The organism is Sphingomonas sp. Ant20, assembly GCF_000783375.1.
Taxonomy (GTDB): domain Bacteria; phylum Pseudomonadota; class Alphaproteobacteria; order Sphingomonadales; family Sphingomonadaceae; genus Sphingomonas; species Sphingomonas aerolata.
Genome location: NZ_JRVI01000089.1, coordinates 1 through 20468, shown reverse-complemented (window position 1 = coordinate 20468; position 20468 = coordinate 1). Strand labels below are relative to the sequence as shown.

21 protein-coding genes, 1 tRNA gene and 4 pseudogenes are annotated in these 20468 nt (G+C 65.4%); 15 read left to right on the top strand and 11 right to left on the bottom strand.

Annotation, left to right across the window (positions count from 1 at the left end):
- The 4 genes and pseudogenes from NI18_RS23400 to NI18_RS12660 all read left to right on the top strand — a co-directional run.
- Positions 1-142: pseudogene (locus tag NI18_RS23400) on the top strand (ComF family protein); the annotation flags it as partial.
- Positions 143-173: 31 nt separating this feature from the next.
- Positions 174-428 (top strand): glutaredoxin 3, encoded by a 255-nt coding sequence (gene grxC / locus NI18_RS12670; RefSeq protein WP_031396302.1) that lies wholly within the window; start codon positions 174-176, stop codon positions 426-428.
- A complete protein-coding gene (locus tag NI18_RS12665; RefSeq protein WP_037530197.1) occupies positions 428-1255 on the top strand; it encodes a carbon-nitrogen hydrolase family protein in 828 nt (275 codons plus the stop codon). The genes grxC and NI18_RS12665 overlap by 1 nt, the downstream gene beginning before the upstream one ends.
- Positions 1252-1683 (top strand): DUF1178 family protein, encoded by a 432-nt coding sequence (locus NI18_RS12660; RefSeq protein ID WP_037530195.1) that lies wholly within the window; start codon positions 1252-1254, stop codon positions 1681-1683. Before NI18_RS12665 ends, NI18_RS12660 begins: the two co-directional genes overlap by 4 nt.
- An 18-nt stretch (positions 1684-1701) precedes the next feature.
- On the opposite strand, the gene NI18_RS12655 is transcribed toward NI18_RS12660, so the two are convergent.
- Positions 1702-2472, bottom strand: coding sequence for an oligosaccharide flippase family protein (locus NI18_RS12655; protein ID WP_037530193.1), 771 nt, complete (start codon positions 2470-2472; stop codon positions 1702-1704).
- Between NI18_RS12655 and NI18_RS27040 the strand changes: the two genes are divergently transcribed.
- Positions 2366-3076, top strand: a complete 711-nt coding sequence (locus tag NI18_RS27040; protein ID WP_306286398.1) for a hypothetical protein — start codon at positions 2366-2368, stop codon at positions 3074-3076. The two genes, NI18_RS12655 and NI18_RS27040, sit on opposite strands and share 107 nt — an antisense overlap.
- Positions 3077-3224: 148 nt before the next feature.
- On the opposite strand, the gene NI18_RS12645 is transcribed toward NI18_RS27040, so the two are convergent.
- Positions 3225-4157, bottom strand: a complete 933-nt coding sequence (locus NI18_RS12645; protein ID WP_037530189.1) for a glycosyltransferase family 2 protein — start codon at positions 4155-4157, stop codon at positions 3225-3227.
- 236 nt (positions 4158-4393) lie between these two features.
- Positions 4394-5089, bottom strand: coding sequence for a hypothetical protein (locus tag NI18_RS12640; RefSeq protein WP_037530188.1), 696 nt, complete (start codon positions 5087-5089; stop codon positions 4394-4396).
- 241 nt (positions 5090-5330) lie between these two features.
- Here NI18_RS12640 and NI18_RS12635 point away from each other — a divergent pair.
- Positions 5331-5407 (top strand) — tRNA-Arg (locus NI18_RS12635).
- A gap of 178 nt (positions 5408-5585) precedes the next feature.
- Here the strand turns inward: NI18_RS12635 and NI18_RS12630 are convergent.
- Complete coding sequence (locus NI18_RS12630) at positions 5586-5846, bottom strand: SWIB/MDM2 domain-containing protein (RefSeq protein WP_031394799.1); 261 nt, start codon at positions 5844-5846, stop codon at positions 5586-5588.
- 48 nt (positions 5847-5894) lie between these two features.
- On the bottom strand, positions 5895-6098 hold the full coding sequence (locus NI18_RS12625; protein WP_031394798.1) for a DUF2945 domain-containing protein: 204 nt from the start codon (positions 6096-6098) through the stop codon (positions 5895-5897).
- Between the two features lie 118 nt (positions 6099-6216).
- Here NI18_RS12625 and NI18_RS12620 point away from each other — a divergent pair, with 118 nt between their 5' ends.
- From NI18_RS12620 to NI18_RS12590, 7 genes and pseudogenes are all read left to right on the top strand, one after another.
- The gene (locus tag NI18_RS12620; protein WP_031439099.1) at positions 6217-7323 is read left to right on the top strand and encodes an S-(hydroxymethyl)glutathione dehydrogenase/class III alcohol dehydrogenase; all 1107 of its coding nucleotides are present in this window, start codon (positions 6217-6219) and stop codon (positions 7321-7323) included.
- Positions 7324-7332: 9 nt separating this feature from the next.
- Positions 7333-7716 carry a VOC family protein gene (locus NI18_RS12615; RefSeq protein WP_031439100.1) on the top strand — a complete coding sequence of 128 codons (384 nt, stop codon included), beginning with the start codon at positions 7333-7335 and terminating at the stop codon, positions 7714-7716.
- Positions 7716-8554, top strand: a pseudogene (gene fghA, locus NI18_RS12610) (S-formylglutathione hydrolase). The gene NI18_RS12615 and the pseudogene fghA overlap by 1 nt, the downstream one beginning before the upstream one ends.
- A 173-nt stretch (positions 8555-8727) precedes the next feature.
- Positions 8728-9353: pseudogene (gene folE / locus NI18_RS12605) on the top strand (GTP cyclohydrolase I FolE).
- Complete coding sequence (locus NI18_RS12600) at positions 9350-10123, top strand: SDR family NAD(P)-dependent oxidoreductase (protein WP_037530184.1); 774 nt, start codon at positions 9350-9352, stop codon at positions 10121-10123. Before folE ends, NI18_RS12600 begins: the two are co-directional and overlap by 4 nt.
- A complete protein-coding gene (locus tag NI18_RS12595; protein WP_037530181.1) occupies positions 10116-10472 on the top strand; it encodes a dihydroneopterin aldolase in 357 nt (118 codons plus the stop codon). Before NI18_RS12600 ends, NI18_RS12595 begins: the two co-directional genes overlap by 8 nt.
- A gap of 105 nt (positions 10473-10577) precedes the next feature.
- Complete coding sequence (locus NI18_RS12590; RefSeq protein WP_084215186.1) at positions 10578-11255, top strand: type 1 glutamine amidotransferase domain-containing protein; 678 nt, start codon at positions 10578-10580, stop codon at positions 11253-11255.
- Positions 11256-11297: 42 nt separating this feature from the next.
- On the opposite strand, the pseudogene leuA reads toward NI18_RS12590, so the two are convergent.
- The 6 genes and pseudogenes from leuA to miaA all read right to left on the bottom strand — a co-directional run bounded on the left by leuA (position 11298) and on the right by miaA (position 18648).
- Positions 11298-12955: pseudogene (leuA, locus tag NI18_RS12585) on the bottom strand (2-isopropylmalate synthase).
- A 193-nt stretch (positions 12956-13148) separates the two neighbouring features.
- Positions 13149-13619 carry a YceI family protein gene (locus tag NI18_RS12580; RefSeq protein WP_306286397.1) on the bottom strand — a complete coding sequence of 157 codons (471 nt, stop codon included), beginning with the start codon at positions 13617-13619 and terminating at the stop codon, positions 13149-13151.
- A 627-nt stretch (positions 13620-14246) separates the two neighbouring features.
- Positions 14247-15266: a ketol-acid reductoisomerase gene (gene ilvC, locus NI18_RS12575; RefSeq protein WP_031439771.1), complete on the bottom strand. Its 1020-nt coding sequence runs from the start codon at positions 15264-15266 to the stop codon at positions 14247-14249.
- Between the two features lie 106 nt (positions 15267-15372).
- Positions 15373-15888 (bottom strand): acetolactate synthase small subunit, encoded by a 516-nt coding sequence (gene ilvN / locus NI18_RS12570; protein WP_031395186.1) that lies wholly within the window; start codon positions 15886-15888, stop codon positions 15373-15375.
- Positions 15888-17636, bottom strand: coding sequence for an acetolactate synthase 3 large subunit (locus NI18_RS12565; RefSeq protein ID WP_037530175.1), 1749 nt, complete (start codon positions 17634-17636; stop codon positions 15888-15890). The genes ilvN and NI18_RS12565 overlap by 1 nt, the downstream gene beginning before the upstream one ends.
- 82 nt (positions 17637-17718) lie before the next feature.
- Positions 17719-18648 (bottom strand): tRNA (adenosine(37)-N6)-dimethylallyltransferase MiaA, encoded by a 930-nt coding sequence (gene miaA / locus NI18_RS12560; protein ID WP_192007258.1) that lies wholly within the window; start codon positions 18646-18648, stop codon positions 17719-17721.
- Between miaA and serB the strand changes: the two genes are divergently transcribed.
- Together serB and NI18_RS12550 are read left to right on the top strand one after the other, a co-directional pair.
- Entirely contained in the window at positions 18641-19522 is an 882-nt protein-coding gene (gene serB / locus NI18_RS12555; protein ID WP_037530201.1) for a phosphoserine phosphatase SerB, read from the top strand. The two genes, miaA and serB, sit on opposite strands and share 8 nt — an antisense overlap.
- A gap of 140 nt (positions 19523-19662) precedes the next feature.
- Entirely contained in the window at positions 19663-20397 is a 735-nt protein-coding gene (locus NI18_RS12550; protein WP_052149178.1) for a Crp/Fnr family transcriptional regulator, read from the top strand.
- Positions 20398-20468 lie beyond the last annotated feature (71 nt).

The window sequence follows — 20468 nt, the reverse complement described above, 5'->3', positions numbered from 1 at the left end:
CGGCAGGGCGGTCGTGCTGATCGACGACATCTATGCGAGCGGGGCGACGAGCGCGGCGTGCACGGGCGCGCTGCTCGCGGCGGGGGCGGAATCGGTGACGATCCTGTGCTGGGCACGTGTTCTGGACGACACCGATTATTGACAAGCGCACGGTCAGACCACACCTGAAAATAATGGCTAAAGTTGAAATCTACATCAAACAATTCTGCCCCTATTGCACGCGGGCGATGAAGCTCCTTGCCGCCAAGGGCGTCGAACCGGAAACGTTCGACGTGACGATGGGCGGGCCGAAGAAGAAGGAGATGGTCGAGCGCTCGGGTGGTCGCATGACCATGCCGCAGGTGTTCATCGACGGGAAGCATATCGGCGGGTCGGACGACCTTGCCGCGCTCGATGCCCGGGGTGGGCTCGACCCGCTCCTGGCCTGATGCCCCGCATCGCGCTTCTGCAGATGACCAGCGGGATCGATCCCGCGGTCAATGCTGCAACGCTGATCGCTGCGATCCGGTCGGCGGCAGGGCAGGGCGCGGTGATGCTGTTCACGCCCGAAATGTCGGGTCTGATCGACCGCGATCGCGCGCGGGCCGCCGCGTCGATCGTGGCCGAGGCCGACGATCCTGTGCTCGCGCGCGTCTGCGCCGCTGCGGCCGAGGCGGGGATCTGGGTGCATCTCGGCTCGCTCGCCGTCCGCCGGGCAGACGGGCGGTTTGCCAATCGCGGGTTCGTGATCGATCCGGCGGGCACGATCCGCGCGCGCTACGACAAGCTCCATCTCTTCGATGTCGATCTGCCGACGGGAGAAAGCTGGCGTGAATCCGCGGCCTATGCCGCGGGGGATGCAGCGATCGTCACGCAGACCCCGATCGGCATGCTGGGCGCATCAATCTGTTATGACCTGCGATTTCCCGATCTGTACCGCGCGTTGAGCGATGCCGGTGCGACGGTCCTTTCGGTTCCGGCGGCGTTCACCAGGCCGACGGGGGCCGCGCATTGGCATGTCCTGCTCCGCGCCCGGGCGATCGAATCGGCCTCCTACGTCGTCGCCGCGGCGCAGACCGGCGTCCACGCCGATGGTCGCGCGACCTATGGCCATTCGCTGGTCATCGATCCCTGGGGCACGGTCGTGCTCGACATGGGTGAGGCGGCGGGTCTCGGCTATGCGGATATCAGCCCCGACAGCGTGACGGACGTCCGCGCGCGGATCCCGGCGCTCGAGCATCGGCGTCCGATTCCCGGCGTGGCCGTGATCCGGTGATCGTCTTCGACCTGAAATGCGGCACCGGGCATGTGTTCGAGGCGTGGTTCGGCTCGAGCGCGGCCTATGAGGCGCAGCGCGCAGCCCGTCAGGTCGAATGCCCGCTATGCGGCGATGCGGAGGTGGCGAAGGCGGTGATGGCGCCGGCCGTCTCGGGCAAGGGCAACCGCGTACCCGAGGGGCCGACGCCTGCGCGGATGAAGGCGATGATGACGATGCTGGCATCGAAACAGGCCGAACTGCTCGCGTCATCGCGGTGGGTCGGCGGCGCCTTTGCGGATCGCGCACGCGCGATGCATCTCGGCGACGAGGCCCCCGCACCGATCCACGGCCAGGCGAGCCTCGCCGAGGCCAAGGCGCTGGTCGAGGACGGCGTCGCCGTGCTGCCGCTGCCCCTCCCGGTCACGCCACCCGATACGATCAACTAAAGATGGGGTCGCCCGCCCTTACCCCGTAACGCGCGCGAGCACTGGTTTCAGCGCGGACTTGATCTCGAAGAACAACGGATGCTTCAGCAGCCGCAGCGCGATGCCCCACAGGGCGATGCCGATGCCGACGGCCAGGACGATCGGGACTAGCGGCGTCGTCGCGGCCCAGCCATGCCAGGCCATGACGATGATCGCCGGCGCAATCGCGACGCTGGTGGCGATCCCGCTGCGCAGATAGATGGCGAACATGTCGCGGTACTGGCTGTCCGTGATCCGGCGGATATGCGGCATGTAGAGCACGCAGGCAAAAATCGCATCGATGACCTTCGCCAGCGCGGCGGCCTCGATGCTGATGAAGCAGGCTGCCGAAAATACGACGAAGCCGACGATGCTGCGCACGAACTCGAAGCGTGCCTGACGGCCGGTTTCGTCGGCGATGATGAACAGATCCCACGCCATCGCGATGGCGGTGTTGAACACGCCGACGACGCACAGGATCGACAGGCACATCGCGATCGAGACCCATTTCGCGCCATAGATGAGCAGCACGAACGGCCCCGACAGCACGCCAAGCCCCAGGAATGTCGGCCACATCAGCGCGGTGAACAGGGCAAGCGCGTTCTGATAGCGCGGCCCGATCGGCAAGCCGGCACGGATCCCCGCGGCAAAGTCGACGAACATGATGCGGCAGATCACCAGGAACACGCTGTCCCACAACATGCTGAAAATGTTGCCGGACCTGGAATATAAGCCAAGCGCGGCCAACCCCAGCAAGCGGCCGAGCGCCATATCCTGCAACCGCGAAAAAGACCCGGGAAATGCCCAGCGTGGCGAGCACGTTGATGCTGAACCGATGCACGTCGCGCCAGTTGTCGAACCCGACCCTGACCCTGGCATGATGCGGCGCGAGGCCGATCGCCATCGCGGTGCTGATCAAGGCGGCGATGATCTGCCCATAGGCAAAGCTCATATAGCTCTGGCCCGCGACCGCGAAGGCCACGGTGGCGATCGTGCCCGACGCCGTCGCCAGCATCTTGATGATCGACACGGCTTTGAAATCGCCGTCACGCTCGAGCAACGTCAGGGGCATGAAGCCGGCGGCCGTAATGATCGGGATTATCGCCAGACAGAACAACACGGGCCGGACGGCAGGCTCGTTGAAGACCGCACCGCTGACCAGGCCGAACCCGGCAATGATGAAGGCCAGAACGATCGCGACGCCGAGATTGATGCTGAAGACGGTCGACGACAATTCTGCCGTGAGATTCTTCTCGCGGATGAGATAATTGTTCAATCCGAGCGACTGAATGATCGAGATCAGTCCGCTGGCCGCAAAGGCGACGGCGAAGATGCCGACCTCGTACGGGGTGAGGATGCGTGCCAATACGACTGAGCTGACCAGCTGCAGTATGAAATATATTGCCTGCGAACCGGCCATCCATCCAATTGACTTGCGCATACGCATCGTCTCGGGCTCACTCTGTCACTGTCGTTGCGAAGTATAAGGCGGGGGTCGTGCGCGCACGCAATTAGCGGCGGCGCTAGCGGATCAGTCGTGCGACCTTCCTGATCACGCGCCCGGCATATTGCTGTGCGATGAAGGGATGTCCAACGAACAGCCGGATGGCCTGGACGCGCTTGCCCGACTGCACTGCGCGGCGAAATCCGTTCAAGGTCTCGAGCCGGCCAAGCGCCTGCCTGCGATCGTGCAAAAGCGCGACCAGCTTGCCGTCGTCGGCAACATCGGAGCGTTTCGCCAGCGATGCGCTCATCGCGATCTGCGCCGTATAATCGACGGTCGTCTGGCTTTTGCCCGATGTGCGCAGCGTCCAGACATAGCCGGGTTGCGGGGTGATGACGAACTTCGCCCCGCACAGCATGGCGTCGAAATACATCTTGAAGTCTTCACCATGGCGGATGGCCGGATCATAGCGAATGGCTTGGTCTTCGAGAAACTGACGGCGGAACATCGGTTTGAGCAAACCATAGTCCATGTCCTGGTTGAACGGCCGGGCTGCCGCAACGAAGGCATAACGGTCAATCTCGGTGGCGGACCGGATCGCCTGGATTTGCGGTGGGCTCAACGCCGCCTGGGCCTCGTCCAGAAATCGCACGTTGTCCGCAACCATATCGGCGGCAAACGCATCGGCCACGTCGAGGAGGTGCCGCAACCGGCCGGGTTCGAAGGCGTCATCGGCATCGAGTACCGCGATCCAGGGCGCCCGAGCCGCCGCAAATCCCGCATTTCGCGCCGCCGATGGGCCGCCGTTCCGGTCGAGCCGGACCACCGAGAGGTTTGCGACATGACCATAGCGCGCCGTCACGGCTGCGTGCGTGTCATCAGGACAATGATCGTCGACGACGATCACTTCGAGCGCGACGTCGGTCTGGGACAGGGCAGAGTCGATCGCCTTGCCGATGAACTGCGCCGCACGATAAGCCGGGATCACGACGCAGATCTCAGGCATATTCATCTGAACTGCGCTCGTCGGCGAAACGCTATCTGGCATCTTCGAAGTCCTGGATTGAGCCGCCAAATGCGTACTTTACGGGCCTTAAGCGGACGTCCGCTCGAATTGCAAGACACCGCAGGCAGCTAACCAAGGTCAAGACGGGACAGGTCAAATCCACGCCGCGTCACGGAAAATCGCGCGATTGGCGACAGGCGTCGGTGTCCCGGCGTCAGCGACGTGGAGCGGTTCGGTCGTCGCTAAGCAACCTCAAGCGCATCGTGCGGCATCATGCCCCTTGTCACATGCGGCACGATCATACGGCCGAAAATGCCCCATATGGCGAGGATGAGCGTCAGACTTATCAGTTCGCCGCCATCTTCGAAGAGCGTGCTGATCGTCTGGAAATGCGCGGCGCCGATCAGCATCTCATGAACCTTGTCGACGACCACGGCGAAGAATGCAGTGACGCAGAAGCCGAAGAGCAGCATGAGAGCGGGAGCCACGCGATCGCGGGCAAGCCTGGCCACGCCCAACAGGGTCAGCGCCAGGGGAATGCCGCTCAAGATTGCCTGTGCGAGAATTTCGCCATGAGGCCCGATCACGGCATACTGCGACAGCACCGCGCCGAAATGCTCGTGAAGCCGCAGCGAGTCGTCGGCGAGTACCACCAGAAACAGGAGCGCGTAGGCCGCGTAGAAAAGCTCCTTCCCGTGGAGAAACGCATAAAGCGCGAGGCCGATGATCGTCAGTTCCTTGAGATATCCCCAGATCTCCATCAGCGATCCGTCGACGGACGAGTAGAGCAGCTGACCATAGAGCATGCTCTCCGTCACATTCGCGTGCTCGACATAGGCCCAGCGCAGGAACATCCCGAGTATGACAAGGTCGATCGCTAAAATGACTCCCAGGCCGATCAGCATGGGTCTTGCAGCCGTGGCGATCATCGTTTTCATCACGGCCCCATTTGCCTCCGTCACAAAACTGTAATGCGTTTGTTAACAGTTGCATAGGTGGTTTGGATGATGCGCCTTTTCGACGGCCTAGCCTGTTTGGGCAGGGCACAGGTTCGCGCTTCAGCGTTCGCCCGCCTTTCAGCCGCGCAGATCTAGCGTCTGGCTGTCATAATCGCCTGCGTCGGCGGACGCGCGCAGTCTGGACCGACGGGAATGGGGCTAGTATGGACGTCGCGTGCGTGGCCCCGTAGCTCAGCCGGATAGAGCACCAGATTCCTAATCTGGGGGCCAGTGGTTCAAATCCACTCGGGGTCACCACCACCGACATTATCAAGCGATCCGCCGCCTGCGGGCATCGCGACACGCGTCAGGAATGTAGCTTGGCCGGCGACAGGGGGGTGCCGTCTGGCGCGGCCCGGTCGCAGCGTTGGGGAGCAATCAGGCGACGTTGACCCCTCCGCGGAGGTGGCAACGTCGCCTGGCGTCCCGGTCAGGCTTAGGCCTTGACGTGCTGCGAGATGTACTTGTTCATCTCGAACATGGTGCACTTGTCACGGCCGAAGACCTTCTTCAGCTTCTCGTCGGCGAGGATCTCGCGCTTGTTCTCAGGGTTCTGCAGATTGTGGGCCTTGATATAGACCCAGACCTTGCTGATCACTTCGCTGCGCGGGAGCTTGTCGTTGCCGACGATCTCGCCGAGCTCGGGAGAGGGCTGGACGGGGGCGTGGATGCCGCCGGTCTTGGGAGCTGTAGCCATAAGCATTCCTTCCTGTTCGCATGCGTGCGTTAGGCACTGCACGCGTGGTCACGCCTTGTTGAGCGCGCCCGCCTTGTGCGCTGCCTTGCCGCCATTGTCACTCTTTACGATGAATTGCGGCTCGTCCTTGGACGCGCGGACGGTGTGGCCCTTGATCGTCGTGTCGCTGGTCTGCTTCTTTTCGACCGTGCCGTGCGCGGTGCCGCCGGGGGATTTCCAGGTGACCTCGTCGCCCTTTTTCGGATCCTTCATCACACCATCTCCTTGATATTCAACGATCAAGCGCAGAGGTGCGGGTTTTGTTGCATGATCCGCGGTTGCAGACCCAGGGGCTGCGGTTCATCTGATGCGCCACCAAGGAGACCCATGCATGAAGACCCGCGCCGCCGTAGCCTTCGAGGCGAAAAAACCGCTCGAGATCGTCGAGCTCGACCTCGAGGGACCCAAATCCGGCGAAGTTCTGGTCGAAATCATGGCCACAGGCATCTGTCACACCGATGCCTACACGCTCGACGGACTTGATTCGGAAGGCCTTTTCCCGAGCGTGCTGGGGCATGAAGGGGCGGGCATCGTCCGCGAGATCGGCGCGGGCGTCACCAGCGTCGCGGTCGGCGATCATGTCATCCCGCTCTACACGCCCGAATGCCGCCAGTGTAAGTCGTGCCTGAGCCAGAAGACCAACCTGTGCACCGCGATCCGCGCGACGCAAGGGAAGGGGTTGATGCCCGACGGCACGACGCGGTTCAGCTACAAGGGCCAGCCGATCTTCCATTACATGGGCTGCTCGACCTTCTCGAACTTCACCGTGCTGCCCGAGATCGCACTGGCCAAGATCCGCCCCGACGCGCCGTTCGACACCTCCTGCTATGTCGGTTGCGGCGTGACGACGGGCGTCGGCGCGGTCGTCCACACCGCGAAGGTCCAGCCCGGCGATACGGTCGTGGTGTTCGGGCTCGGCGGGATCGGGCTGAATGTGATCCAGGGCGCGCGACTGGCGGGTGCAGGGATGATCGTCGGCGTCGACATCAATCCCGACCGGGAGGAATGGGGTCGCCGCTTCGGCATGACGCATTTCGCCAACCCGAAGGATGTGGGCGACATCGTCCAGCATATCGTCGCTTTGACCGACGGCGGCGCGGATTACACGTTCGACGCGACCGGCAACACGACCGTCATGCGCCAGGCGCTCGAGGCCTGCCATCGCGGCTGGGGCACGTCGATCGTGATCGGCGTGGCCGAGGCGGGCAAGGAGATCAGCACGCGGCCGTTCCAGCTCGTCACCGGACGCAACTGGCGCGGGACCGCGTTCGGCGGTGCGCGTGGACGTACGGACACGCCCAAGATCGTCGACTGGTATATGGACGGCAAGATCGAGATCGACCCGATGATCACGCACCGCCTGACGCTCGACGAGATCAACAAGGGGTTCGACCTGATGCACGCCGGCGAGAGCATCCGCTCCGTCGTGATCTACTGAGGGGGAAATATGTTCAGCCACATCATGTTGGGTGCCAATGATATCGCGGCGTCGAAGGCGTTCTACGACGCCGCACTGGGCGCACTCGGCGTGCCCGAAGGCGTAATCGATGAATGGGGCCGGATCGTGTACGCGCACGCCGGCGGCCGCTTCCTCGTCACGCCGCCGATCGACGGGCAGCCGGCCACGCACGGCAATGGCAGCACGATGGGGTTCGTCGCGGCCTCGCCCGAGGCGGCGGACGCCTGGCATGCCGCGGGGCTCGCGCATGGCGGCACCGCCTGCGAGGATCCGCCCGGCGTCCGGCACGGCACCGCTGGGCGCACCCTGTATCTGGCGTATCTGCGCGACCCGTCGGGCAACAAGCTCTGCGCCGCTCACCGGGTCGCGTGATGGAGACGCTATCGACCAGCACGGCGTTTGGCGGCACGCAGGGCGTGTATCGCCACGCGTCGACCGCGACCGGCACCGACATGACCTTTGCGGTCTATGTCCCGCCGCACGCGCCGGATGCGCGCTTGCCGGTGCTGTGGTTCCTGTCGGGGCTGACCTGCACGCATGCCAACGTCATGGACAAGGGCGAGTATCGCCGCGCCTGCGCCGAGCACGGCGTGATCCTGATCGCGCCCGACACGAGTCCGCGCGGCGAGGGGGTTCCCGACGACGACGCCTATGATTTCGGCCAGGGCGCGGGTTTCTACGTCGATGCGACCGAGCAGCCCTGGGCGGCGAACTTCAACATGAAGCGCTATGTCGAGGACGAACTCCCCGCGCTGATCGCGGCGGAGTTTCCGATGGCGGACATGACGCGGCAGGGGATCACCGGGCACTCGATGGGCGGGCACGGCGCGCTGACGATCGTGCTGCGCAATCCCGACCGGTTCCGCAGCGTGTCGGCCTTCGCGCCGATCGTCGCGCCGCTGCACTGCCCCTGGGGTGAAAAGGCGCTCACGGGCTATCTGGGGCCGGACCGTGCCGACTGGCGTGCGTACGACGCTGTGCGCTGATCGCCGATGGCGCGCGGGTCGCCGATATCCTCGTCGATCAGGGGGAGGCCGACGGGTTCCTCGACGATCAGCTGAAGCCGGCGCTGCTGGCGGAGGCGTGCGCGGCGGCGGGGATCGAGCTGACGTTGCGGATGCAGCCGGGATACGACCATAGCTATAATTTCATATCGACCTTCATGTCGGATCATGTCGCCTGGCATGCGGAACGGCTGCGGCGCGCCTGACACGCCGTAACGCAAGCGATATGATGTGGCCCTTGTGTTCGGGTCGCGGACGGCCGCATGGCGCGCGGCGGGCGGGAGTCCGCTGCGATATTGTCGATATTATGATACCTCGGTCGGGCTTTCGTACCGAGGACCTTGCACGCCGGCCTGCGGCGGAATGATGGAGCGCTGTGATGATCGCCGAAACGCCTTTTGCCGATGCCGAGCCAGCCGTCGGCCCGGATGGCAAGCTGATCGTTCCGCAGGAGGTCGAGGCGGCGATCCGGACGCTGATCCGCTGGACCGGCGACGATCCGACCCGCGAAGGGCTGGTCGACACCCCGCGCCGGGTCGCGCGCGCCTGGAAGGAATATTGCGCGGGCTATGGCGACGATCCGGCGCGGCATCTCGAACGCGTGTTCGAGGAGGTCGGCGGCTATGACGAGATCGTCCTGCTGAAGGATATCCCGTTCCAGTCGCACTGCGAGCATCACATGGCACCGATCATCGGCAAGGCGCACATCGCCTATCTGCCGCGCAACCATGTCGTCGGCATCTCGAAGCTGGCGCGCGTGCTGCACGGCTTTGCCCGCCGGTTGCAGGTGCAGGAGCGGCTGACCGCGGAGGTGGCCGACTGCATCTGGGAGCAGCTGAAGCCGCAGGGTGTCGCGGTCGTGATCGAGGCGACCCATGCCTGCATGGCGGCGCGCGGCGTGCGGACGCGGGGGTGACGATGGTCACCAGCCGGATGATGGGCGTGTTCCGCGAGGACGAGCGCAGCCGCAAGGAGGTGCTGTCGCTGATGGGCGCGCGCGCATGATCCGAACCGTCCTGGTCACCGGCGGGGCGAAGCGCTTGGGCGCCGCGATCGTCCGGCGGCTGGCGGCGGACGGGCATGCGGTGGTCGTGCATCAGGGGCACTCGCCCGAGGAGGCCGATGCGCTGGTCGACGAGATCGTCGCGACCGGCGGCCGCGCGGCGGCGGTCGAGGGCGATCTGAGCGATCTGCACGGGGTCGGCGATCTGTTCGCCGCGGCGCGGGGCGCGATCGGCGGTCCGATCGACGGGCTGGTCAACTGCGCATCGAAGTTCGCGTTCGATCGACCGCCCGCGGTCGACCCGGTGCTGTTCGCCGAGCTCGCTGCGATCAACTGCGGTGCGCCGGTGCTGCTCGCCTCGGCGCTGGCGTCGCAGGAGGATGTCCGTGACGGCGCGATCGTCAATCTGCTCGACCAGAAGGTCGCCAACCTCAATCCCGATTTCTTCTCCTATAGCTGCGGCAAGATCGCGCTGGAGGGGGCGACGGTGATGCTGGCGCAGGCGCTGGGGCCCCGGATCAGCGTCAACGCGGTGTCGCCGGGGCTGACCCTGCCGAGCGGCGACCAGACCGACGCGGAATTCGAGGCAGTGGCGAGCGACAACCTGCTCCAGCGCCCGGTCGGGGCGAAGGCGGTCGCAGATGCAGTCGCGTGGCTGCTGGGTGCGAAGGGCGTAACCGGACAGAATCTGTTCGTCGATTGCGGGCAGCGGTTTCTGGCGCGCGACAGCGACGTGATGTTCGACCGGCATCATGGGGAGCGCAATGGCTGAGTTCACGACGATCCTCGACGGGCTCGAGGTGATGATGCGGCTGGGCATTTATCCGCACGAGGTGGCGCCGCAGCGCGTGGTCGTCTCGGTCGAGATGACGGTCGTGTATCCGGGGCCGCTCGGCGAGGACGCGATCGGCGAGGTGCTCGATTACGATTTCGTCCGCGCCGGGATCCTGGCGATGGTGGCGGAGCGTCCGTTCGCGTTGCAGGAGACGCTGTGCGAGGCGATTGCGGCGCTGTGCCTGGGCGACGCGCGGGTGAGGCGGGTCGAGGTCGAGACGATGAAGACCGACATCTACCCCGATGCCGCGATCGGGTGCCGGATCGTGCGCGAACGCGTGATCTAGTGGAGGCGATAGTCCCACGACCGGGCGCATTTGGTGCCCGTGAGCGGCGCCAATCCTGGAGCCGGCTCGTTCCCTGCCCATAACCCCCTCATTCGGAGACTTATGGTGAACATTCTCGTCGTCCTCACCTCGCATGCCGATCTCGGCGATACCGGCCGCAAGACCGGCTTCTGGCTCGAAGAGCTTGCCGCCCCCTATTACGTGTTCAAGGATGCCGGCGCGACCATCACGCTCGCCTCGCCGGCCGGCGGCCAGCCGCCGCTCGATCCGAGCAGCGCGAAGCCCGATGCGCAGACCGATGCGACGCGCCGGTTCGAGGGCGACGCGGAGGCCAGCGCGGCGCTCGCCGACACGCGGAAACTGTCCGAGATGAAGATCGCCGACTTCGACGCGGTGTTCTATCCAGGCGGTCACGGCCCGCTCTGGGATCTGGCCAACGACAAGGCGTCGATCGCGCTGATCGAGACGGCCATCGGCGCGGACAAGCCCGTCGCGCTGGTCTGTCACGCGCCCGGCGTGTTGCGCGACGTGAAGGCGGCCGATGGCTCGCCGCTGGTCAAGGGGAAGACGGTCACCGGCTTCACCAACAGCGAAGAGGCCGCCGTCGGGCTCAGCGATATCGTTCCGTTCCTCGTCGAGGACATGCTCGCGCAGCAGGGTGGCAAATATTCGAAGACCGCCGACTGGGGCGTGCATGTCGTCGAGGACGGCTTGCTGATCACCGGGCAGAACCCCGCCTCGTCGGAAAAGGCGGCACAGACGCTGCTGGCGAAGCTCGGCTGAGAAAACGGCCACCGGCTTGACCGGTGGCCGCGCTTCCGGGTGTCAGGCGCGATTGGCGGCGCTGAGGACGGCACGGACCGAGGCGGTGGCGATGTCGGTGTCCATGCCGACACCGAACACCGTCTTGCCCGCCGCGGTCCGGCATTCGACATAGGCCGCCGCCTGCGCGTCCGCACCATGCCGATCGCGTGCTCGTTATAGTCCACAACGTCGAGCGTCGGCCCGGTCGACTCCGCGATCGCCGCGATCACGCCCGAGATCAGTCCGTTACCGCGGCCTGAGATAGACCGTTCCTCGCCATCGATCGCGACGCGGCCGATGAAGACGCGCTGCCCTGCTGTACCGCTTTCCTCATAGTCGCGCAGCTCCACGCGGTCGTCGGCGTGCGGCAAATAGGTCCGCTCGAACAGCTGCCAGATATCCGCCGCATTCAGTTCGCGGCTCGTCTCGTCGGCATAGGCCTGCACATGGCGGCTGAAATCGGCCTGGAGACGCTTGGGGAGCTTCAGCCCCTTGTCCTGCTCGATCACCCAGGCGACGCCGCCCTTGCCCGACTGCGAGTTGACGCGGATCACCGCCTCGTAGCTGCGGCCCAGGTCGGCGGGGTCGATCGGGAGATAGGGGACCTCCCACAACGTATCGTTCTTCGCCTCCTGCGCAGCGAATCCCTTCTTGATCGCATCCTGATGGCTGCCCGAAAACGCGGTGAAGACGAGGTCGCCGGCGTAGGGCGTGCGCGGGTGGACTGGGATGTGGGTGCAGTAATTCACGGTGTTCACGACCGCGTCGATGTCCGACAGGTCGAGCTTCGGATCCACCCCCTGCGTGTACATGTTGAGCGCGACGGTCACGAGATCGCAATTGCCGGTGCGCTCGCCATTGCCGAGCAGGCAGCCCTCGACCCGGTCCGCGCCCGCCATCATGCCCAGCTCGGCGGCGGCGACGCCGGTGCCGCGGTCGTTGTGCGTGTGCAGGCTGATCGCGACTGAATCGCGGTTGCGGATGTGGCGGCCGAACCATTCGATCTGGTCGGCATAGATGTTCGGCGTCGCGCACTCGACGGTGGCGGGCAGGTTGAAGATGATCGGATTGTCGGGCGTCGGCATCAGGACGTCCTTCACCGCCTCGCAGACCTCGAGGCTGAACTCGAGTTCGGCGGTCGAGAAGGTCTCTGGGCTGTATTCGAACTGCCAGCGGACATCCGGCTGTTTCGCGGCCTCGTCGCGCAGCACCTTGGCGCCGTCGATCGCGATCTGCTTCACCTGCGCGCGGTCCATCCCGAACACGATCTTGCGCCATGCGGGCGATACGGCATTGTAGAGGTGGACGATCGCGGTCTTCGCGCCGACGAGGCTGGCAAAGCTCGTCTCGATCAGGTCGCGGCGCGACTGCGTCAGCACCTGGATCGACACGTCGTCGGGGATCAGGCCGGTCTTCACGAGACCAGAGATGAAATCGAACTCGGTCGCGCCCGCACTCGGGAAACCGACCTCGATTTCCTTCAGCCCGACCTTGCAGAGCAGGTCGAAGAAGCGAGTCTTCTTCTCGGCATCCATCGGGTCGATCAGCGCCTGGTTGCCGTCGCGAAGATCGGTCGACAGCCAGCGCGGCGGCGTGACGATCGTCTTCGACGGCCATTGGCGGTCGGGCAGGTCGATTTGCGGGAAGGGTCGGTATTTGGTCGATGGGTCGCGCAGCATGGCTCGTGTCTCTCGTGATCGGGAGCGTTCGGGTCAGCCCTTAGGCGCGAGGCGCGGGGGCTGGCCACCACGCAAACGATCGGCGCGCCTAAGGGCGCGTAAGTCGAAGCAGCAGAAGGCGACGGTGAGACATTGCGTCTTCCCTATCGCGCGGACACGGTAAATGTCCAGCGCGATAGGGTCGGCGTACGTATTATTGCGCAGCAAACGCCGCGTTGATCGTCAGGTCGACCTTGTCCGACACGACGGGGGCATAGGCGCCGATGTTGAAATCGCTGCGCTTGATCGAGGTCGTCGCGCGGAAGCCGAAGTTCAGCTTCTTGTTCATTGGGTTCGCGCCCGCACCGACGAACGTCGCCTGCAGCACGACCGGCTTGGTGACGCCCTTGAGCGTGAGATCACCGGTGATGGTCGCCTTGTCGCCGGTCGCAACGACCTTGGTCGAGACGAACTTGGCGGTCGGGTAGGTCGCGGCGTCGAAGAAGTCCTTCGACTTCAGATGGCCCGCGAAGGGTGCGGACGTGACCGACAGCTGGTCGATCGCGAAATTGACCTCGACCTTGGTCGCGTTCGGCTTGGCCGGATCGATCGTAATGCTGCCACCCGACGCGCCGAGCTGCCCCTCGAGCATCGAGAAGCCCATATGGTTGAGCTGCCACGTCACCTGCGTGTGGTTGGCATCGACCGCATAGGTGCCAGCGGCGACGCGCGCCTTGACGGGGGCGCCGGGGGACGGCGGCAGTCTGCGCCAATACGGGAGCGGCGGTGAGGGCGAGGATGGTGGCTAGGGCTAGGCGCATGCGGGGTCTCCTGTTGAACGCGCGATGCTGGCCGAGCGAAGGGAGCGCGTCAAATGACGTTATGCCAACGCTGTGTTTCGAATTTGGGTCGGTGGGGGGTGGGGAAGGCACGCCCGCTGTTGTTCCCCCGCGGACGCGGGGGCCCAGCTGAACCACGGATACTGCCCGTGACCCTGGACCCCCGGTTTCGCGGGAAACGGGGACTGGGGGAGGGGCGCGCTTACTCCAAGTGCCACCACCCCGGCGAAGGCCGGGGTCCAGCTGGGGGACGGTGGTAACGCAAGACGGCGCTCCGTTACTCCGGCCTTCCCAACTGGGCCCCGGCCTGCGCCGGGGTGGGGTGGGGTGGGGTGGGGGGGCAAGCAGCGGCCCCTTATCGGTAGCCAAATACCCCCCGTTCGCCCTGAGCGCAGTCGAAGGGCCTGCCCCAAGCGGGGTGCTTCGACGTCGCTCAGCACGAACGAGCGTAGGGAAGGCGGCGAATACCGGCCTTAGTTCTTCGCCTTATCCACCAGCGCGTTCTTCCCGATCCACGGCATCATGCCGCGCAGCTCACTGCCGATCTTCTCGATCGGATGCGCCAGCGCCTGCTTGCGCGCCGCCTTCAGTTCGGGCTGGCCGGCGCGGTTGTCGAGGATGAAGTTCTTCACGAAACGGCCCGACTGGATGTCGGCCAGCACGCGCTTCATCTCGGCCTTGGTCTCCGACGTGATGATCCGCGGACCCGTGGTGATGTCGCCATATTCGGCGGTGTTCGAGATCGAATAGCGCATGTTGGCGATGCCGCCCTCATAGAGCAGGTCGACGATCAGCTTGGTCTCGTGCAGGCACTCGAAATAGGCCATTTCGGGGGCGTAGCCGGCTTCGGTCAGAGTCTCGAACCCGGCCTGGATCAGGTGGGTGATGCCGCCGCAGAGCACGGCCTGCTCGCCGAACAGATCGGTCTCGCATTCCTCGCGGAAATTGGTCTCGATGATGCCCGAGCGACCGCCGCCGACGCCCGATGCATAGGCGAGCGCGATGTCGTGCGCGTTGCCCGACTTGTCCTGGTCGATCGCGATCAGGCAGGGGACGCCGCCGCCGCGGACATATTCGCTGCGCACGGTGTGGCCAGGGCCCTTGGGTGCGATCATGATGACGTCGAGATCGGCGCGCGGCTCGATCAGGCCGAAATGGACGTTCAGGCCGTGCGCGAACGCGATCGTTGCACCCTGCTTCAGATTGTCGTGCAGGTCGGTCGCGTAGATCGCGGCCTGATGCTCGTCGGGGGCGAGGATCATGACGATGTCGGCCCAGGCGGCCGCCTCGGCGTTCGACTTGACCGCGAAACCCGCCTCGATCGCCTTCTTGGCGGTCGGCGAGCCCTCGCGCAGCGCGATCGCGACGTCCTTGACGCCCGAATCGCGCAGGTTCTGCGCGTGCGCATGGCCCTGCGAGCCGTAACCGACGATCGCGATCTTCTTGTCGGTGATCAGGTTCAGGTCGGCGTCGCGATCGTAATAGACACGCATTATATTGTTCCTTCTTTCGTCATTCCGGCGAACGCCGGAACCCAGGGTTCCAGGCGGCGCCGTTCGTGGTTCTGGGTCCTGACGTTCGTCAGGATGACAGGTAAATTCAGGCCGGCTCTTTGCCGCGGGCGATCGCGACGATACCGGTGCGGGCGACTTCGATCAGGCCGACTTCGCCCATGAGTTCGACGAACTTGTCGATCTTGTCGATCCCGCCGGTCACCTCGAACACGAAGCTCGACGTCGTCGCATCGACGACGCGGGCGCGATAGACGTCAGCCAGGCGCAGCGCCTCGATCCGGTGGTCGCCGGTGCCGCGCACCTTGACCAGCGCCAGCTCGCGTTCGACATGCGCGCCCTGCGCGGTCAGGTCGGTGACCTTGTGGACGGGGACGAGCCGGTCGAGCTGTGCGAGGATCTGCTCCATCGTCGCCGGCGACGCGCTGGTGACGATCGTGATGCGGCTGACCGCCTTGTCGGCGGTGATCTCCGACACGGTCAGGCTCTCGATATTATAGCCGCGCGCGGTGAACAGGCCGGCGATCCGGGCAAGGATGCCCGGCTCGTTGTCGACGATCACGGCGAGCGTGTGCCGCTCGGCCTTTTCCTGGGAAATATGCATCAAACCAGCGCCTTCGCTTCGTCGTCCATCGTGCCCGACACTTCGTTCGCCTGAAGGATCATGTCGGTATGCGCCGCACCGCTCGGGATCATCGGGAAGCAGTTCGTCAGCTGCGACACGCGGCAATCGACGATCACCGGGCCGTCATGGGCCAGCATCTCCGCAATCCCGCTGTCGAGCTGGTCGCGCGTCTCGATCAGGATGCCCTTCCAGCCATAAGCCTCGCCCAACCGGACGAAATCGGGCAGCGAATCCGAATAGCTCTCGGCATAGCGGCTCTCATAGGTGAGCTCCTGCCACTGGCGGACCATGCCCATATACTGGTTGTTGAGGATGAAGATCTTCACCGGCAACCGGTATTGGGTGGCGGTCGCCAGCTCCTGGATGTTCATCTGGATCGACGCTTCGCCGGCGATGTCGATCACCAGCGCGTTCGGATTGCCGAGCTGCGCGCCGATCGCGGCGGGCAGGCCGTAGCCCATCGTGCCGAGACCGCCGCTGGTCAGCCATTTGTTCGGCTTTTCGAAGCCGAAATGCTGTGCTGCCCACATCTGGTGCTGGCCAACCTCGGTCGTGATGATCGGGTTGCGTGCCTTGGTCGCGTCGAACAGCGCCCGGATCGCGCGCTGCGGCATGATCTCGTTCGGGTCGTTCTCGGGGAAGTCGAGGCACTTGACCGCACGCCAGCCGGCGATCCGCCGCTGCCAGTCGGTGGTGTCGGGCTTGGGATGCTGACGGCTCTTCCAGATCCGCACCATGTCCTCGAGCGCATGGCCGACATCCGCGATGATCCCGAGATCGACGCGCACCGTCTTGTTTACCGACGAGCGATCGATGTCGATATGCACCTTGCGCGAATTCGGGCTGAACGCGTCGAGCCGTCCGGTCACGCGGTCGTCGAACCGGCTGCCGAGCGCGACGACGAGGTCGGCCTGGTTCATCGCCATGTTGGCCTCGTACGTGCCATGCATCCCGAGCATGCCAAGCCACTGCTCACCGCTCGCAGGATAGGCGCCGAGGCCCATCAGCGTCGACGTCACCGGCGCGCCGGTGATGCGGACCAGCTCACACAGCAGCTGGCTCGCGGCCGGGCCGGAATTGATGATACCGCCGCCGGTATACAGGATCGGGCGTTCGGCCGCGGCGAGCATGTCCACCAGCTGCTCGATCTGCGACTGGTCTGCCTTCACCTGCGGGCGATAGGTCTTGTGCTGGATCGGGCCGGGCTTCGCATAGCGCGCGGTGGCGACCTGCACGTCCTTGGGGATGTCGACGACCACCGGCCCCGGACGACCCGAGGTGGCGATGTGGAACGCCTCGTGGATCACGCCGCCGAGCTTGGCGGGGTCCTTCACGAGATAATTATGCTTCGAACAATGGCGCGTGATGCCGACGGTATCGGCCTCCTGGAACGCGTCGGTGCCGATCAGCGCGGTCGGCACCTGACCGGTGATCACGACCATCGGGATCGAATCCATCAGCGCATCGGTGATCCCGGTGACCGCATTGGTTGCGCCGGGGCCGGAGGTGACGAGCACCACGCCGGGCTTGCCGGTCGAGCGGGCATAGCCCTCCGCCGCATGCGTCGCGGCCTGTTCATGGCGCACCAGGATGTGCTTGATCCGGCCGCTGCGAAACAGCGCGTCGTAGATCGGCAGCACGGCACCGCCCGGATAGCCGAACACGACCTCCACGCCGAGATCGCACAGCGCCTCGATCAGGATATCGGCTCCACTCTTCTCGGTCATCACGTCAAAATCCTTTCGAATGCGCCGCCTTTAGCGCCTCGTGGAGGGGGCGGCTACCGATATAAAAGATGCGTGTCAAACATCATTTTCGCAATATAGTTTCAAATTGCTGCAAGCGCGTTGAAAAATCGAGCGCAGCGGTGCGCGTCCAGGCGGCCGGCGGTTGGTGGCGAAGCCAGGTATATTGCCGCTTGGCATAGCGCCGCGTGGCGAGCGATCCGGCCGCGATCGCGTCGGTTTTCGACATCTCTCCGCGAACGAGCGCGGCGATCTCGGGAACGCCGATCGCGCGGCGGATCGGCGCGTCCTGCGGGATGTCGGTGCGGGCGAGGAGTGCGGTGACTTCCGCTTGGCTGGTCTCGGCCATCTCGGCGAAGCGCTGGTCGATGCGCGCGTTCAGCCAGTCGCGGTCGGGGATCAGGATCAGCGCGCGGACATCGAGACGGTCGCCGATCCCACCCACCCGTTCGGTCTGCCAGTCGGCGAGCGTGCGGCCTGTGCCGCGGACCACCTCCAGCGCGCGCGCGACGCGCGTGGTGTCGGCGGCGTTGAGCCGCGCGGCGGCGCGCGGGTCGAGCAAAGCGAGCGCGGCATGCGCCTCGGCGACGGGAAGCGCGCGGACCTGCTCGCGCAGATCGGGGTCGATCGCGGGGACGGGGGCAATGCCGTCGAGCAGCGTGCGGATATAGAGCCCGGTGCCGCCGACCAGGATCGGCAGTCTGCGCTCGGCGAGCGTGGTGTCGATTGCGCGCGTCGCTTCGGCGGCCCAGCGCGCGGCGGAATAGGTCGCGTCGGCGGCGTCGACATGGCCGAACAGGCGGTGCGAGACGCTCGCTTCCTCTTCGGCCGACGGACGCGCGGTGAGCATGCGCAGATCGGCATAGACCTGCGCGGAATCGGCATTGATGACGACGCCGTCGTGGGCGTCGGCAATGGATAGCGCGAGCGCGGACTTGCCGCTCGCGGTCGGCCCTGCGATGAGCGCGACCTTCGGGAGATTATTGATGTTCACGGCAACGCTTATAGCCTCGGGCACGCTGACCGCAGGCGATATTTCGACCGCGATGGACCGGCTCCGCGATGCGGGCTGCGCGCCGGGTGCGAGCGGCTGGATCGACGAAGGCGACGCCGCCGACCTGATCTTCGGCATGGCACCCGACGCGGCGCGGACCGCGCTCGAGGGGGCGTTCGGCAAGACCGATGTGGTCGTGCAGTCGAGCCTGACCCGGACCAAGACGCTGCTGATCGCGGACATGGATTCGACGATGATCACCGTCGAGTGCATCGACGAGCTCGCCGACTATGCGGGAATAAAGCCGCAGATCGCCGAGATCACCGAGCGCGCGATGCGCGGCGAACTGGACTTCGAGGCGGCACTCGATGCGCGCGTCGCGCTGCTTGAGGGGCTGGCTGAGAGCGACATCGAACGCTGCCTCGCCGAACGGGTAACGATCATGCCGGGTGCGCAGGCGCTGGTACGGACGATGCGCGCGCGCGGCGCGAAGGCGGTGCTCGTGTCGGGCGGCTTCACGCGCTTTGCCGAGCCGGTGGCGCGGACGATCGGGTTCGACGTCGCGATCGCGAACGTGCTGGAGATTGCGGACGGTACGCTGACGGGGCGGGTCGCTCGGCCGATCGTCGGGTCGCATACCAAGCTGGCGACGCTGCACGCCGCGCTAGCCGAGCACGGGATCACGGTCGAAGAGTCGCTCGCGGTCGGCGACGGCGCGAACGACCTCGCGATGATCAAGGCAGCGGGGCTGGGCGTCGCCTATCATGCCAAACCGATCGTCGCGGCAGCCGCGGCGGCACGGATCGACCATGGCGATCTGACCGCGCTGCTCTATGCCCAGGGCCTGCCGCGCGCCGCCTGGGTGACCGAATGAGCGCCGTCAAGCGCGTTTCCAGCCACCGAGTCCCTCTTTGGTAATCCAGGTTAAGCCACTGCGCCATATCCCGGCTTGCTAAGCTGTATCCAAAAATTAGGGGTCGATGCCAAAGACTTGCGATTGATTGGCTGAGACGAATGGATGCTGGCTGGGACTATGAGCGCTTCAAGGCGTTCACCTGTGCGGATGACGACGACATTGATACCTTCCGCCGGCTCGCCGGGCCAACGATCGGTTTGAAGCGTGGCGAGATCCTGCGGATGCAGGGGGAACCTGACCCACAGGTCTATATACTGTTGAGCGGCTGGGTTGCGTGCAGCATCATCGTCGGCGAGAGCGCGCGGCAGATCGTCAAGGTTCATCTGCCCGGCGATCTGGTCGGGATGCCGAGCCTTGCCGCCCCGACCGCGTGCGACACGATCGAAGCGGTCTCGGCGGCGAAGCTCGGCGTGATCGAGACCGCAGCGATCGGGCAGGTCTTCAGCAGCAACCCGCGGCTCGCGGCGTTGCTGTTCCTCGTCTCGCAGCAGGAGCGTGTCGTGTTGATGGAGCGGCTGGCGTCGATCGGGCGGACCAGCGCGGCGAGTCGGATCGCCGCGCTGATCCTCGAACTGCGCACCCGGCTGCGGCGCAACGACCCGACGATCGAGAATGTCGTGCCGGTGCCGCTGACGCAGGAGGATATCGGCGACATGACCGGGCTGACCCCGGTCTATGTCAACCGGACGCTGCGCCAGCTGCGGACCTCGGGGATCGCGACGTGGCGGCGCGGGGTCATCACGATCGACGACCGCGACGCGCTGGCGGTCCTCGCCGCGTTGCCGCAGAGTCCGGAACGCGACACGAGCTGGATCCCGAGCCGGCGCGGCTGAACGCCGGGCGTGTCGGGATGCGTCAGGGGGCGACGATGACGCAGGGCTGGCCTGACGCGGCGCGCGCCTGC

Coding starts and splice junctions, on each gene's coding strand:
- NI18_RS12665 (WP_037530197.1), top strand. CDS start 428: ATGCCCCGCATCGCGCTTCTGCAGATGACCAGCGGGATCGATCCCGCG.
- ilvC (WP_031439771.1), bottom strand. CDS start 15,266: ATGCGTGTCTATTACGATCGCGACGCCGACCTGAACCTGATCACCGAC.
- grxC (WP_031396302.1), top strand. CDS start 174: ATGGCTAAAGTTGAAATCTACATCAAACAATTCTGCCCCTATTGCACG.
- NI18_RS12600 (WP_037530184.1), top strand. CDS start 9,350: ATGATCCGAACCGTCCTGGTCACCGGCGGGGCGAAGCGCTTGGGCGCC.
- NI18_RS12625 (WP_031394798.1), bottom strand. CDS start 6,098: ATGAAGGATCCGAAAAAGGGCGACGAGGTCACCTGGAAATCCCCCGGC.
- ilvN (WP_031395186.1), bottom strand. CDS start 15,888: ATGCATATTTCCCAGGAAAAGGCCGAGCGGCACACGCTCGCCGTGATC.
- NI18_RS12550 (WP_052149178.1), top strand. CDS start 19,663: ATGGATGCTGGCTGGGACTATGAGCGCTTCAAGGCGTTCACCTGTGCG.
- NI18_RS27040 (WP_306286398.1), top strand. CDS start 2,366: ATGCGGCAGATCACCAGGAACACGCTGTCCCACAACATGCTGAAAATG.
- NI18_RS12645 (WP_037530189.1), bottom strand. CDS start 4,157: ATGAATATGCCTGAGATCTGCGTCGTGATCCCGGCTTATCGTGCGGCG.
- NI18_RS12620 (WP_031439099.1), top strand. CDS start 6,217: ATGAAGACCCGCGCCGCCGTAGCCTTCGAGGCGAAAAAACCGCTCGAG.
- NI18_RS12615 (WP_031439100.1), top strand. CDS start 7,333: ATGTTCAGCCACATCATGTTGGGTGCCAATGATATCGCGGCGTCGAAG.
- NI18_RS12640 (WP_037530188.1), bottom strand. CDS start 5,089: ATGAAAACGATGATCGCCACGGCTGCAAGACCCATGCTGATCGGCCTG.
- NI18_RS12565 (WP_037530175.1), bottom strand. CDS start 17,636: ATGACCGAGAAGAGTGGAGCCGATATCCTGATCGAGGCGCTGTGCGAT.
- NI18_RS12595 (WP_037530181.1), top strand. CDS start 10,116: ATGGCTGAGTTCACGACGATCCTCGACGGGCTCGAGGTGATGATGCGG.
- NI18_RS12655 (WP_037530193.1), bottom strand. CDS start 2,472: ATGGCGCTCGGCCGCTTGCTGGGGTTGGCCGCGCTTGGCTTATATTCC.
- serB (WP_037530201.1), top strand. CDS start 18,641: ATGTTCACGGCAACGCTTATAGCCTCGGGCACGCTGACCGCAGGCGAT.
- NI18_RS12630 (WP_031394799.1), bottom strand. CDS start 5,846: ATGGCTACAGCTCCCAAGACCGGCGGCATCCACGCCCCCGTCCAGCCC.